Here is a 12,629-nt window from a genome sequence, read left to right as displayed (position 1 = left end):
TCCGCGACCTCTACCAAACCATGCACGGGACGCTCAATCCTCCGGCAACGGCCACTTCGGATTCCACGCCACCTCCCACAGATGCCCGTCGGGGTCCTGAAAGTAGCCCGCGTATCCGCCCCAGAAGGTGTCCCGCGCCGGCTGCGGGATCCTCGCCCCCGCCGCACGCGCACGCGCGATCACGAGGTCGACATCGCCGCGCGCCACCACGTTGTGGCTGAGCACGCACTCGCTTGCACTCGCCGGACCCACCGCCACGCCGGCATCGTGGGCAAGACTCGCACGCGCGAACAGCGCCAGCTTGAGGCCGGGCTGCAGATCGAAGAACACAACGGCCCCATGCTCGAACTCGCGGCCAACGATGCCCTTCGTCGGCCAGCCGAGCCCGTCACGATAAAAGGCGAGTGCGCGCTCGAGCGTGTCTACGCCGAGGGTGATGACGCTGATGCGGGGCTTCATGCTGCGGCTCCTCGTGGTGATGCGGGTGAGGAACGGAGCGGGTCGTCTGCCGCGCCGGGACTCAACGGCACTGCAGTTGTCCGGACTGTGCATGCACGACGCATTGCAGCGCGCCACACTGGCAGTTGTACAGCATCGACTCCGCGGTGCGCTCGCTGCCGAGATTGACCCCGCGCGAGCACACGCACGCATCGGGCTGCACCCCCAGCAGAGGCGGGACAACGCCATCGGCCACTGCAGGCGCAGCCGTGAGCACCAGCGCACTGGCAGCCGTCGCCGCCAGGCCAGCAAGGATCATCAGCACAGGACGGATCTTCATGGTCGCGCTCCACAGGCAGGTTCGGTTCACCATTCATAGCACGCGCTAAGGCCGCGGCGCCCCCAGGCGCAGCAGTTTTTCGTCCCGCAGATGGGTGAGTAGCGCAGTGCCGTCGGCCCCCACGCGAAATTCGCCCCAGCGTGCGCCCTCGAAAACCGCAGCCTGCCCTTCCTGAAAGAAGAAGGCATTCGGCCCCACGCTCAGCGCTCGGTCACGCACGCGGATGCGTAGCGCGACCGATGCGGACGACACGGGCAGTTCCTCACCAACGCCAGCGAGTCGTGCGCGGCCCTCGGCATCCACATCCAGATGAGCGAAGCGCGGCGGCGGCCCGATGGGCGCGCCATTCCGACTCGGCAACGCGTCATCGATCGCAAAGCGCAAGCCCATGTAGTCGCCCTGCATCAACGAGCGCGGATCAACCGGTGCAAGCTCGAGCAGCACGACGCGGCCCTCGTCCAGCACGCGCTCGAGGCGGATGACGGAATGGACGGTCGCCCCGACCAGGAGCGCAAAGGCGGCCACCACTGCGAGACGAAGCTCGGCGCCGGCTTTCATCGCGCCGCCCTCACCTCTCGAATGGGGGGTTTGATAGCGTGCCCCATCGCCGGCCGCCCCCATCGGCCGGGCTGCCGCCCGCAAGGCATGGCGCAGGGCGAGCAGCACCCCACCGCTGATCGTCATCAAGGCGGACTTCACCAGCAGGCTCGTGTCGAGCCGGTAGTAGTACTCGCCGACATAGGCCACCGCCGCGGCAAGCGCGAGCGCCGCAAAGCCGCGGTGCGCGCCGTGGAAGCAGGCCAGCGCCAGGCTGGCTGCGACCAGCAGCCCCGGCGCCGGTTGCGACAACATGGCGAGCACCAGCGCCGCCGCCAGCGCGGCCCGGCGCGTGCGTACGTCAGCCGTCGTCGTGAGCCATCCGGCCACGGCGACGAACACCAGCCCCGCCCCGATCGACAGCACGTCCGCCTGCGGCGCAAAGGGCGACCCGCCCGCAAGCGCGAAGCGCCAGGCATCCTCGCCCACGATGCCGACGACGGCCGGCAAGGCCAGCGCTGCCACCGTGCCGCCCCGCGTGAGCGCCGCGAGCTGGCCACCGTTGCGCGCACCCGCCCACTGCGGCCGCGACAACCACAGCGTGGCGACAGCCGCCGCCAGGCCCGCGCCATAGACCGCCAGCCCGGTCCCCTCGCCGATCAGCGCCCCCGCATGAAAGGCCATCAGCAGCGCGCACAGGCTGCGATGCAGCGACGTCGAGCGTGGCCACATCATCGCCGCCGCGACCACGAGCCCAGTCGCCGCCCACAGCCGGCCACCGTCGAAGACTGCCCCCCAGCCCGACCCCGTCGCCGACACCACCAGGGCCTGACCCGCGAGCGAGAACGCCAGCGCCATCTGTCCGGTAAACAGGCGGTCGCGACCAAACAGGGCGACGGCCACCGCGCACAGCACCACCCCCGCGATCGCCCTCACCAGCGCGTGGTCGCCAAGCAGGGACAGCGGCAGCATGAAGGACGACAGGATCAGCACCGACGCCACCCACGCCGCCAGCGTCTGCAACAGCATCAGCCACCACGGCACCTGTGCCACGGCCACGAGCCGATCGTACTGCGTGTCATCGACGACACCGTGCGCCCGCAGGGCATCGGCGGGCTGCACCGGCGCTGCAATCACGGAGCCGCTCATCTCGCCCCTCCGCCGGCTGCTGACCGCCCGATGCAGCCCCGCCAGCCACATGCCGGCAGCGGCCGATGCGCCGATGATGAAAAGCCCCACCAGGTTCATGCTCAGGAAGCTCTCCACCCGCAGCAGCTTGACGAGGCCGGCGGCCAGCACCGCAATCCCGCCATACACCGCGAGCGCGAGGATGGGCAGGTCGCGCCTCACCCGGTGGTAAATGGCCGCCGCCAACCCCGCCACGATCGAGAAAGTCGCAGCCACGACACGGAATTCGCTTTCCCACCAGCCGAGCACGGCACCCGCACACAGCGGCGCCAGCACGCCCAGCGCCGCCAGGCGGTGCATCCAGCGCGTCGGGCGCACGATCAGCCTGCGCGCAAGGCCCTCGAAGACCAGCAACACGATCAGGTTGAAGGCCGCGATCGCGAGCAGGGCATGCGCGTTGGAGAGCGCGTCGAAAAAGCCCCACCACACCGACTGCGACAACGCACGCATCAACGCGAGGTTGGCCACCCCCAGCCACAGCACCCAGCTCGCGCTCGAACGCGACAGCCACGCGAACGGCAGCATCAGCGCCGCCCAGGCCGCGAACAACTGCCACACGTCGGCCCCGGTCTGGTAGGTCTGCCCGACCAGCGCCAGCACCGCGCCGGTCGCCACGCACGCCCCGAACAGGGCCGCGCGCCAGCCTACACCCGGCGGTCGCGCGAACAGTGCGCCAGCGCAACATGCCGCGAGCACCCCTGTCACCACCCCGAGGCGGGCGAAGCGATGCATCGCGTCCCAGTTGTAGGCCAGGAAGAACACCGCAGCAGCCGTCAGCAGCAAGGCCCCGCCGAACGCGAGGATGCGATCGAGCAACGCCCGCCACTCGGCGGCGGTCGGCTGCAGCGCCCCCTGCCCGCTCGCGTGCGCCAGTTGGTCGCGGCAAAGCTCGCCCGACTCGGCCAGCCGCAGCAGCAATGCACGTTGATCAGGCGTCCACTTCATGCACACACCCACGAAAAAAAGATGGAGGTTCGAGCCTACCAGCAGGATTGGCGCATCAGCGCCTCGCGCTGCGCGCGCTATGCTTGATCCGTGACGGACTGCCCGACACGAGGCTTGCCGATGCCCTCCCCGGCCCCCCTACCAGACCCCGACGCGGCCCCCGGCGCGCGCCCCACTCCCGACCCCGCCCTGGACGTTGCGCCGGTCGTTGCCGTGTTCCGCTTCTACGAGGAACTCAACGACTTCCTCGCGCCGGCTCACCGGCAGCGCGCGTTCGAGGCCCGCTGCGCCCGCGCCGCCACGGTCAAGCACATGATCGAGGCACTCGGCGTGCCGCATACCGAGGTCGAGCTGGTGCTGGTAAATGGCGAATCGGTCGGCTTCGATCGCCTGCTGGCCAACGGCGACCGGGTGTCGGTCTATCCGCGCTTCGAGACCTTCGACGTCACGCCCCTGCTGCGCGTGCGCGCCACGCCGCTGCGCGTGACCTGCTTCATCGCCGACGCCCACCTCGGCGGGCTGGCCCGGCTGCTGCGCCTGACCGGTTTCGACACACTCTACGACAACCATTACGACGACGCCGAACTCGTCGCCCTCGCCGCCCGCGAAGGCCGCATCGCGCTTACCCGCGACCGCGAACTGCTCAAACGCCGCGAGCTCACGCATGGTTGCTTCGTGCATGCGCTCAAGCCCGAGCAGCAGGCTGCGGAGATCTTCGAGCGTCTCGACCTCGCCCGCAGCGCAAGACCCTTTTCCCTGTGCCTGGAATGCAATGCGCCGCTGCGCCCGATCGACAAGGCCGACGCCGCCCATCGCCTGCCAGCGGATGTGCGTGCGCGCCACGACCGGTTCTCGACCTGCGACCGATGCCAGCGCGTGTTCTGGGAGGGATCGCACTGGCGGCGGATGCGCGCCGTGGTGGACCGCCTGCTTGCCGGCGGTGCGCCGCAGGAATGACGGCGCGCTCCACCTTCGCGCGCGCACTCAGTCCTCGGCCCGCGCCAGCGCATACAGCACCAGCACCCCGAAGCCGATCAGCAAGCCCCACTTGAGCGCCGAGCAGGTGGTCGACATCAGGTAAGTCGCCGGCGTGTCGAAACGCGGCATCTCGGTCAGCCACCAGTGAAAGGCGTTCTCCGCAGCATCGAACACCGCCGCCAGCGGCAACCACAGGCGCGCGACCAGCCGCATGGAGGCCGCAAGCGGCAGAAACACGGTCGTGCGCGTCGCCAGCAACCAGCCGAAGGCGGCGTAGGCGAGCAGCACGACGAAATCGACGGGGAGATGGCTGCGGTAGCGCGCAAGATCGGCGTCCGACCACAGGTGGATGATCCCGCCGAAGGTCTGGGGGTGCCAGGCGAACTGCAGCGCGATGACGCCCGGCTTGAGCGGCAGCAGGTACATGAACACGCCGACGAACAAGGCCGCCGCCAGCACACCGCTCGCCCACACTGCACGCATCTGCATCACTCCCGATTCTCGAGCCTGTGCTGCCCGCTCAGGCCGCCATGAAGGACAGATGGATGTCGCTGCCGTAGCGGCAGACGATCTCGCGTTTGGCGGCGAGGAAGGCCTCGACATCGCCCGCCCGGCCGGCATGGCTGATGCGATAACGCGCGAGTTCGTCGGCGATCACGTCGAGGAACAGCTCCGCCAGCAGCAAGCGCGCCGAGTCGCGGAAGTTGCCGCGGCCATCGACGTAAAGCTGCACGGTGGGCGCGGCGGTGTTGATCAGGATCTTGCGCTCCTCGGGGCTGTACACCGCGCGGTCGGCCTCCTTGCCCAGATAGCGGAACGCATAGCCGGTGAACATCGCCTCGCCGTGGTCCCTGGGCGGGTGGTGCCGGCGCGCGTGACCCGCCCGGGGATCATGGCGGGGCGCAGGGTGATGGGCGTGGCCGGCGGCGTGCTCGGCAATCACGATCTCGCTCCAGGCGAGGTAGCTGCCCGCGCGCACGACGAGCTCGCCACGCACGCCCGGCGCTGCGCCCCTCGCGGTCCAGGTCAGCTCGCGCGCGTTGCCGAGTGTGGCTACCGGGATCGGCCCCGGCGCCGGCTCGATGTCCAGGCCCTCGCTCAGGGTGGCGTCCACGGTCAGCACGGTGTCGACACCGTGCTGCTGCGGATCGATCAGCAATCGGACGTGGAACGGGTGGTCGGGCCTGCGGTAGTAGAAGGGCGTGGTGAAGCGCAGCGGCGCTGGGTCGGCCGCCGCCTCTTCCGGCGCCTCATGCGCCACCGCCGCGGGAGGACGCACGATGCCGAAATCATGGATCGCCGCCAGGTTCATGCGCTCGAGCAGATGCTCGATCATGTGCGCGGTACGGCCGGACGTGGTGGCGCGCTCGAGGTGCCTCAGCCTCTCCTGCTCGGCCTGCACATGCGGCGCGATCAGCCGGCTCACCGCGCGGTAGAAGGCGGCCACGATCGGCGCCTTCCGGTTGAGCCCAGCACGCTCGTCGCTGATCACGGCCTCGCCCTCGGCGAGCTTCTCGACCAGCGCCGGGCAGCGCACGGTGCCGAACAGATACTCGGTGCCCACCTGGTTCTCGTGGTCGAAGAACTGGCAATCCAGTACTGCGGTGCCCGACAGCACCAGCAGGCCGCTGGTGCGCTCGTCGCCGCGCGGCGTGAGCTCGACGTCGTCCACGGCGCGCTTCAAGGTCAGCGTGAACGGCCAGCTCTGGTGCTCGTACTGGAACTGCCCGGGCAGCTCGGGGCCGAGCAGCACGAAGGACGGCGGCTCCTCGAACTGCACCCGGGGGCTGCGCTCGACCTCGACGCCATCCTTGAGGTGCGCCACTTCGACGTGCCGCCGCGCGAGCACGTCGCGCAGGTAGATGTTGTCGGCGAGCGCATGCACCAGCGCGCCGAACTGCGAGATGCTGGCCTGCGGGCTGTCGACGACGATCGCGACCCGGGTGCCGTTTGCAGGGATGCCAAGGCGCTCGCGATCGGCGGCCGTCGCCTCGCGATCGTGGCCGCCGTCGTCATAGAGGTAGGCGCCATCCTCTCCGCGGAAGAGTTCGATGCGCGCCAATCGGCCGTCGTGGATCGTCTCCAGCCAGCCGCTGCCGAGCCCGAACATCGCCTGCTTGAGGCCCCGGCCGAAATAACCGCGCCCACCCGCCATGCCCTGCGCGAGCAGGCTGTGGGCGCCGCCATAGCTGAGGATGGCGCAGGCCTTGGCGAAGGGCAGGCCCTCGGCCTCGTCGGCCACGGTCAGCAGCGCGCCGCGCCGGTGGCGCTCGTACTGCACGAGCATGCGGCCGGTGACCGTCTGGCCGGCGCGCTCGAGTCGCGCATAGCTGTCGTCGCTGTTGGTGATGAGCTCCACCAGCGCCTTTTCGATCGAGGCAAATCGCCGCGAGTCGATGTCGATGACGCGTTGATCCACCGGGATTGCATTGACGGCCATCGCAAACCTCTGTGCACAAGTTCAGGTCACGACATCGAGCCGGGACACTCATGCCGTCAATGCTACTCCCGTCGGCGGCGCCTGCCCCACACCCAGGCATAGGCGAGCCCATTCACGCCCACCACGGTGGCTGCGAGCACGTACTGGATCTCGTGCGTGAGGCCGGCCGGGTAGATCAGCGCCAGCAGATAATGCTCGATGAAACCGCCCGTATAGCCTGCCTCCCCCGCGGCGATGCGCAGGCGGTTCTCCAGCGGCGTCAGCGGGCACAGACCACCGCTGAGTTCGACATACACGCCCCAGGCCGCAGCGGGCAGATGCGCCAGCGGTGCCCAGCGCCAGCGCAAGGCCAGCAGGCCGCCGAGCAGCACGAACAGGATGAAGCCCAGATGCAGCAGCAGCACGGCGTCGGCGGCGAGGCGGTGAATCATGTTCGCGCTCCCATGAACGACAAACCCGGCACGCGGCCGGGTCTGCTTGCCGGCCGGAGGACGTCCTGGCCGGCGGATCGGAGGTGAGCGGCGCGCTCAGCCGACGATGGTCTGCGCCTCGCCGTCCTTGCGGGCATCGATGCGGCCGATGCGATACACCGTCTCGCCCTCGGCCTGCAGCCTGGCCACCACCGCATCGGCGTCGGCCGCGGCCACCACCACCGCCATGCCGATGCCGCAGTTGAACACGCGGTACATCTCCTGCATGTCGACCTGGCCTTCCTTCTGCAGCCACTGGAACAGCGGCGGCAAGGTCCAGGTCGCGGCATCTATGCGGGCGGTGAGCTCGTCGCGCAGGATACGCGGCACGTTCTCGGTGATGCCACCGCCGGTGATGTGGGCCATGCCCTTCACCACGCCGGGCATCGCCTGCATCACGGCCAGCATCGGTTTGACGTAGATGCGGGTGGGTTCCATGACCACGTCGCGGAACTGCCGGCCGTGGAAGGGCGCGTCCATGTCGGCGCCGGCGCGCTCGATGATCTTGCGGATCAGCGAGTAACCATTCGAATGCGCACCGCTCGAGGCCAGGCCGAGCACCACGTCACCCGGCACGATCTTGCTGCCGTCGATGATGTCGGCCTTCTCCACCGCGCCGACGGCAAAGCCGGCGAGGTCGTATTCGCCTTCCGGGTACATGCCCGGCATCTCGGCGGTTTCGCCGCCGATGAGTGCGCAGCCAGCCAGCTCGCAGCCGCGGGCGATGCCCTTGACCACGTCGGCGGCGGTGTCGACGTCGAGCTTGCCGCAGGCGAAGTAGTCGAGGAAGAACAGCGACTCGGCGCCCTGCACCAGGATGTCGTTGACGCTCATCGCCACCAGATCCTGACCAACGGTGTCATGCTTGTTCAACTGGAAGGCGAGCTTGAGCTTGGTGCCGACGCCATCGGTACCGGACACCAGCACTGGCTCCTTGTACTTCTTCGACAGCTCGAACAGTGCGCCGAAGCCACCGATGCCGCCGAGCACCTCGGGGCGCATCGTGCGCTTGGCCAGCGGCTTGATGCGGTCGACCAGCGCGTCGCCAGCATCGATGTCCACGCCCGCGTCGCGGTAGGACAAGGGCGCCTGGGGTTCAAGAGGGGCAGGATGGTTGTCGCTCAAGATCATTCCTTTGGGCTCGAAATAGACTGGGCCGAGTTCCGGCACGAACGCCGGACTGCGTGCTGGACGAAGACCGCCCGGCGGCAGGCCGTGCTTGAGGCCGCAACGCCAAGTGGCTACATTTACGTGTTTCGCGGGCCTTTCGCCCCGCGCCAAGTCCGCGATTTTACTTGAAATGAACGCTCCCCGCGCCGATCACCTGCAAACCTTCGCCTGGACCGCGGCCGCACTGGCGATCGCCGGCCTGTTCTGGCTGCTCGGCCCCATCCTCACCCCCTTCGTCATCGCCGCGGTGTTCGCCTACATCTGCGACCCGGCGGTGAACTGGATGGCGGCGCGGCGCGTGCCGCGCGCGCTCGCGGTGCTGCTGGTGATCATCGCGCTCGGCCTGGTGCTGATTGCGCTGGCGCTGATCCTGGTGCCGATGGTGTATCGCGAGGCGATGATGCTGATCCGCCGCCTGCCCGACCTGGTCGAGATGTTCAACGCGCAGGTGGCGCCGGTGCTGCAGGCACGGCTCGGCATCGCGCTGCAGCTCGATGCCGTTCAGTTCCGCGAATTGATCGCCGAGAACTGGGCCAACGCGCAGGACATCGTGTCGATCGTGCTCGGCCACCTCAAGACTGGCGGTATGGCACTGCTCGGCTTCGTCGCCAACCTGTTCCTGATTCCGATGGTGATGTTCTACCTGCTGCAGGAATGGCCGCGCATCCTCGATGCACTCCAGCGCATCGTGCCGCGCCCGTGGCTGCCACGCACGATGCGGATCATCAACGACATCGACTCGGTGATGTCCGAGTTCCTGCGCGGGCAACTGTCGGTGATGATGCTGCTTGCGGTGTTCTACAGCGTCGGACTGTGGTTCGCCGGGCTCAACTTCGCGCTGCCGGTGGGCGTGCTGACCGGCCTGCTCGTGTTCATCCCATACGTGGGCTTCGGCGGCGGCCTGGTCCTCGCCATCCTCGCCGCGCTGCTGCAGGCCGAAGGCTGGCCGCCGCTGGTGGGTGTGGCGGTGGTCTATGGCCTGGGGCAACTGGTGGAAAGCTTCCTGCTGACACCGTATCTGGTGGGCGAGCGCATCGGCCTGCACCCGCTCGCGGTGATCTTCGCGCTGATGGCCTTCGCCCAGTTGTTCGGCTTCGTCGGCGTGCTGGTCGCGCTGCCGGTGAGCGCGGCGCTGCTGGTCGGGCTGCGCGAAGTACAGGGGGCCTGGCTCACCAGCCCCGTGTATCTGGGCAGCGAGCCTGGCGCGCAGAGCGAGGACCGCGCCACACGATGAAACAGCTCGTCCTCGACATCCGCCCCGACGCCCCTCCCACGCTGGAAAACTTCGTCGCCGGCACCAACGCCGAACTGGTCGCCACCGTCTCCCTGCTCGCAGCCCCTGCAACCGCCGCACAACTGCCGGCACGCCACATCTACCTGTGGGGTGGCGCAGGCAGCGGCCGCAGCCACCTGCTGCGCGCCACCGTGGCGATGGCACGCGAGGCGGGACGACCCGCGCACCTGCTGGCGGCCGCCAATGTCGACGACAGCCTGCCGGAAACCGCCGACGCCCTGCTCGCAATCGACGACGTGGACCAGCTCGCGCCCGACGCGCAGATTGCGCTCTTCAACGCCTTCAATCGCGCGCGCGCCAACGGCCAGTCGCTGCTGCTGTCCGGCCCCGCCGCCCCGCTCGCGCTGCGCCTGCGCGAGGACCTGCGCACGCGCATCGGCCAGAGCCTGATCTTTGAGGTGCAGCCGCTGGACGACGCCTCGCGCGCGGCCATCCTCGCCACGCTGGCCGAGCGCCGCGGGCTGCGCCTAGCCGACGAGGTGGTCGACTTCCTGCTGCGCCACGGCCGCCGCGAACTGTCCAGCCTGCGCAGCGTCCTCGACGCGCTCGACGCCGCCTCGCTCGAGCGCAAACGCCCCATCACCCTGCCCCTGCTGCGCGAAATGATCCAGCACGGGCTCGAAATCTGAACAACGGAGCCACAATGAATCTCGTCCTCTTCGACCTCGACAACACACTGCTCGTCGGCGACTCCGACTTCGCCTGGGCGCAATTCCTGATCGGCAAGGGCGTGCTCGACCGTGAAGTGCAGGAGGCGAAGAACGTCCAGTTCTACGAGCAGTACAAGGCCGGCACGCTCGACATCTTCGAGTTCCTCGACTTCCAGCTTGCGCCACTCTCGCGCCATTCACGTGAGCAACTCGACGCCTGGCACCGCGAGTTCATGGATCTTTCGGTGATGCCGATGATCACTGCCAGGTCGCGCGCGCTGGTGCAGGAGCACCTCGACAGCGGCGCGCTGGTCGCCGTGGTCACCGCGACCAATGCCTTCGTCACCGGCCCGATCGTGCGCGAGTTCGGCATCCCCCACCTGGTCGCCACCATCCCGGCGCAGGAAAGCGGCGCCTTCACCGGCAAGCCGCGCGGCATGCCGGCCTTCAAGGCGGGCAAGATCGAGCGTGTGGACAACTGGCTGGAGTCGCTCGGCCTGCACCTGGGCAGCTTCGAACGGAGCTGGTTCTACAGCGACTCGCACAACGACCTGCCGCTGATGGGGCGCGTCACCGATCCGGTGGCGGTGGACCCCGACGACACCTTGCGCGCCCACGCCCAGGACAAGGGCTGGCCAGTGATCTCGCTGCGTTGAATCCCGCGCCCGAGGTGACGCCGCTCACGAGCGTCCAGCAGTCTTTCCTGGCTCGATTGCCCCGATGAGAGCCGATCCTGCCCCTCGTCCGGACGAATGCTTCGGTTATCATTGCGGCCTCATGCAGAAACCCTTCCAACTCCGATGATCCGCAAGCTGCTGCGCAAGGTCTTCAAGCGCCCGGCGACCGCTGCACGCCACGAACCCGCCATCATTCCCGTCGAACGCCATGGTGTCCGCCGCGAGCAGTTGTCGCCCGCGGCGCGCAAGGTGTGCGCGGTGCTGCAGGAGAAAGGCTTCAAGGCCTTCGTCGTCGGCGGCGCGGTGCGCGACCTGCTGATCGGCCAGCCGCCAAAGGACTACGACGTCGCCACCAGCGCCACGCCCGAGGAGGTGCGCGCAGCGTTCCGCCGCTCGCGCATCATCGGCCGCCGCTTCAAGATCGTGCACGTGATGAGCGGACCGGAGACCATCGAAGTCTCCACCTTCCGCGCAAGTCAGGACGCCGAAACCGCCGACACGGACGAACACGGTCGCGTACTGCGCGACAACGTGTTCGGTAACCAGCAGGAAGACGCCACCCGGCGCGACTTCACGGTCAACGCGCTGTATTACGACCCCGGCACCGAGACCATCGTCGACTACCACCACGGCGTCGCCGACATCCAGCAGAAGACGCTGCGCGTCATCGGCGACCCGCGCACGCGCTACCGCGAAGATCCTGTGCGCATGCTGCGCGCGGTGCGCCTGGGCGCCAAGCTCGGCCTGAGCCTCGACCCCGCGGCACGCACGCCGATCCGCGAGATGGCCACGCTGCTCGAGAACGTGCCGGCCGCGCGCCTGTTCGACGAGATGCTCAAGCTGCTTTTCTCCGGTCACGCGATGAAGTGCCTGCAGCAGTTGCGCGAAGAGGGCCTGCACCACGGCCTGCTGCCGCTGCTCGACGTGATCCTCGAGCAGCCGATGGGCGAGCGCTTCGTCACCCTGGCGCTGGAGAACACCGACGAGCGCGTGCGCCAGGACAAGTCCGTGTCGCCCGGCTTCCTGTTCTCCACGCTGCTGTGGAACGAGGTCCTCAAGACCTGGGAAAAGAAGAAGGCTGCCGGCGACCACAGCCAGCCAGCCCTGTTCGAGGCAATGGACGAGGTGCTCGATGCCCAGGCCGGCAAGCTTGCGATCACCCGCCGCATCGCCGGCGACATCAAGGACATCTGGGCGCTGCAGCCACGCTTCGACAAGCGCGCCGGCAAGACCCCCTATCGCGTGATCGAACAGCCGCGCTATCGCGCCGGCTGGGACTTCCTGCACCTGCGCGCACAGGCGGGCGAGATTCCGATGGAGGTCGTCGACTGGTGGGACGAGTTCGCCCACGCCGGCCATGATGAGCGCGAGGCGCTGATCCGCCAGGCCCCGGCCGACGCCGCCCCTGCGGCGAAGAAGCGCCGCCGCAAGCGCCGCAAGCCCGCAGGCGCATCGGCCGACGCGACCGAGACTGCGCCGGCAATCGACGACGCCTGAGCCCC

The 12,629-nt window shown here is 68.7% G+C and carries 12 protein-coding genes; 5 read left to right on the top strand and 7 right to left on the bottom strand.

Annotated elements, in window-relative coordinates; genetic code table 11:
* Positions 1–33: 33 nt before the first annotated feature.
* From RBT54_RS06690 to RBT54_RS06680, 3 genes are all read right to left on the bottom strand, one after another.
* Positions 34–459 carry a VOC family protein gene (locus tag RBT54_RS06690; protein WP_320365418.1) on the bottom strand — a complete coding sequence of 142 codons (426 nt, stop codon included), beginning with the start codon at positions 457–459 and terminating at the stop codon, positions 34–36.
* A gap of 61 nt (positions 460–520) precedes the next feature.
* Positions 521–778, bottom strand: a complete 258-nt coding sequence (locus RBT54_RS06685) for a hypothetical protein (RefSeq protein WP_320365416.1) — start codon at positions 776–778, stop codon at positions 521–523.
* A gap of 45 nt (positions 779–823) precedes the next feature.
* On the bottom strand, positions 824–3,448 hold the full coding sequence (locus RBT54_RS06680) for a GDYXXLXY domain-containing protein (protein ID WP_320365414.1): 2,625 nt from the start codon (positions 3,446–3,448) through the stop codon (positions 824–826).
* A 120-nt stretch (positions 3,449–3,568) separates the two neighbouring features.
* On the opposite strand from RBT54_RS06680, the gene RBT54_RS06675 reads away from it, so the two are divergent.
* On the top strand, positions 3,569–4,405 hold the full coding sequence (locus tag RBT54_RS06675) for a Mut7-C RNAse domain-containing protein (protein WP_320365412.1): 837 nt from the start codon (positions 3,569–3,571) through the stop codon (positions 4,403–4,405).
* Between the two features lie 27 nt (positions 4,406–4,432).
* Here the strand turns inward: RBT54_RS06675 and RBT54_RS06670 are convergent, their stop codons facing one another.
* The 4 genes from RBT54_RS06670 to purM all read right to left on the bottom strand — a co-directional run bounded on the left by RBT54_RS06670 (position 4,433) and on the right by purM (position 8,461).
* Positions 4,433–4,915 (bottom strand): hypothetical protein, encoded by a 483-nt coding sequence (locus RBT54_RS06670; protein ID WP_320365411.1) that lies wholly within the window; start codon positions 4,913–4,915, stop codon positions 4,433–4,435.
* Between the two features lie 31 nt (positions 4,916–4,946).
* Complete coding sequence (locus RBT54_RS06665) at positions 4,947–6,866, bottom strand: ATP-binding protein (protein ID WP_320365410.1); 1,920 nt, start codon at positions 6,864–6,866, stop codon at positions 4,947–4,949.
* 62 nt (positions 6,867–6,928) lie between these two features.
* Positions 6,929–7,297, bottom strand: a complete 369-nt coding sequence (locus RBT54_RS06660) for a DUF2784 domain-containing protein (RefSeq protein WP_320365407.1) — start codon at positions 7,295–7,297, stop codon at positions 6,929–6,931.
* A gap of 96 nt (positions 7,298–7,393) precedes the next feature.
* Positions 7,394–8,461 carry a phosphoribosylformylglycinamidine cyclo-ligase gene (gene purM, locus RBT54_RS06655; RefSeq protein WP_320365405.1) on the bottom strand — a complete coding sequence of 356 codons (1,068 nt, stop codon included), beginning with the start codon at positions 8,459–8,461 and terminating at the stop codon, positions 7,394–7,396.
* A gap of 175 nt (positions 8,462–8,636) precedes the next feature.
* Here purM and RBT54_RS06650 point away from each other — a divergent pair, with 175 nt between their 5' ends.
* From RBT54_RS06650 to pcnB, 4 genes are all read left to right on the top strand, one after another.
* Positions 8,637–9,740 carry an AI-2E family transporter gene (locus tag RBT54_RS06650; RefSeq protein ID WP_320365403.1) on the top strand — a complete coding sequence of 368 codons (1,104 nt, stop codon included), beginning with the start codon at positions 8,637–8,639 and terminating at the stop codon, positions 9,738–9,740.
* A complete protein-coding gene (gene hda / locus RBT54_RS06645) occupies positions 9,737–10,429 on the top strand; it encodes a DnaA regulatory inactivator Hda (RefSeq protein ID WP_320365401.1) in 693 nt (230 codons plus the stop codon). The genes RBT54_RS06650 and hda overlap by 4 nt, the downstream gene beginning before the upstream one ends.
* A gap of 14 nt (positions 10,430–10,443) precedes the next feature.
* A complete protein-coding gene (locus tag RBT54_RS06640) occupies positions 10,444–11,106 on the top strand; it encodes an HAD-IB family hydrolase (RefSeq protein ID WP_320365399.1) in 663 nt (220 codons plus the stop codon).
* 144 nt (positions 11,107–11,250) lie between these two features.
* Positions 11,251–12,624 (top strand): polynucleotide adenylyltransferase PcnB, encoded by a 1,374-nt coding sequence (gene pcnB, locus RBT54_RS06635; RefSeq protein ID WP_320365397.1) that lies wholly within the window; start codon positions 11,251–11,253, stop codon positions 12,622–12,624.
* The last annotated feature ends 5 nt before the right edge of the window (positions 12,625–12,629 follow it).

Origin of the sequence: Thauera sp. (assembly GCF_034003485.1) — a bacterium.
Taxonomy (GTDB): domain Bacteria; phylum Pseudomonadota; class Gammaproteobacteria; order Burkholderiales; family Rhodocyclaceae; genus Thauera.
This window is presented reverse-complemented; position numbering and strand designations above follow the sequence as displayed.

What these genes read in the sequence shown, in the direction of transcription:
- RBT54_RS06640 (WP_320365399.1), top strand. Translation starts at nt 10,444, where the DNA reads ATGAATCTCGTCCTCTTCGACCTCGACAACACACTGCTCGTCGGCGAC.
- RBT54_RS06650 (WP_320365403.1), top strand. Translation starts at nt 8,637, where the DNA reads ATGAACGCTCCCCGCGCCGATCACCTGCAAACCTTCGCCTGGACCGCG.
- RBT54_RS06690 (WP_320365418.1), bottom strand. Translation starts at nt 459, where the DNA reads ATGAAGCCCCGCATCAGCGTCATCACCCTCGGCGTAGACACGCTCGAG.
- RBT54_RS06685 (WP_320365416.1), bottom strand. Translation starts at nt 778, where the DNA reads ATGAAGATCCGTCCTGTGCTGATGATCCTTGCTGGCCTGGCGGCGACG.
- RBT54_RS06680 (WP_320365414.1), bottom strand. Translation starts at nt 3,448, where the DNA reads ATGAAGTGGACGCCTGATCAACGTGCATTGCTGCTGCGGCTGGCCGAG.
- hda (WP_320365401.1), top strand. Translation starts at nt 9,737, where the DNA reads ATGAAACAGCTCGTCCTCGACATCCGCCCCGACGCCCCTCCCACGCTG.
- RBT54_RS06660 (WP_320365407.1), bottom strand. Translation starts at nt 7,297, where the DNA reads ATGATTCACCGCCTCGCCGCCGACGCCGTGCTGCTGCTGCATCTGGGC.
- RBT54_RS06675 (WP_320365412.1), top strand. Translation starts at nt 3,569, where the DNA reads ATGCCCTCCCCGGCCCCCCTACCAGACCCCGACGCGGCCCCCGGCGCG.
- RBT54_RS06665 (WP_320365410.1), bottom strand. Translation starts at nt 6,866, where the DNA reads ATGGCCGTCAATGCAATCCCGGTGGATCAACGCGTCATCGACATCGAC.
- RBT54_RS06670 (WP_320365411.1), bottom strand. Translation starts at nt 4,915, where the DNA reads ATGCAGATGCGTGCAGTGTGGGCGAGCGGTGTGCTGGCGGCGGCCTTG.
- pcnB (WP_320365397.1), top strand. Translation starts at nt 11,251, where the DNA reads ATGATCCGCAAGCTGCTGCGCAAGGTCTTCAAGCGCCCGGCGACCGCT.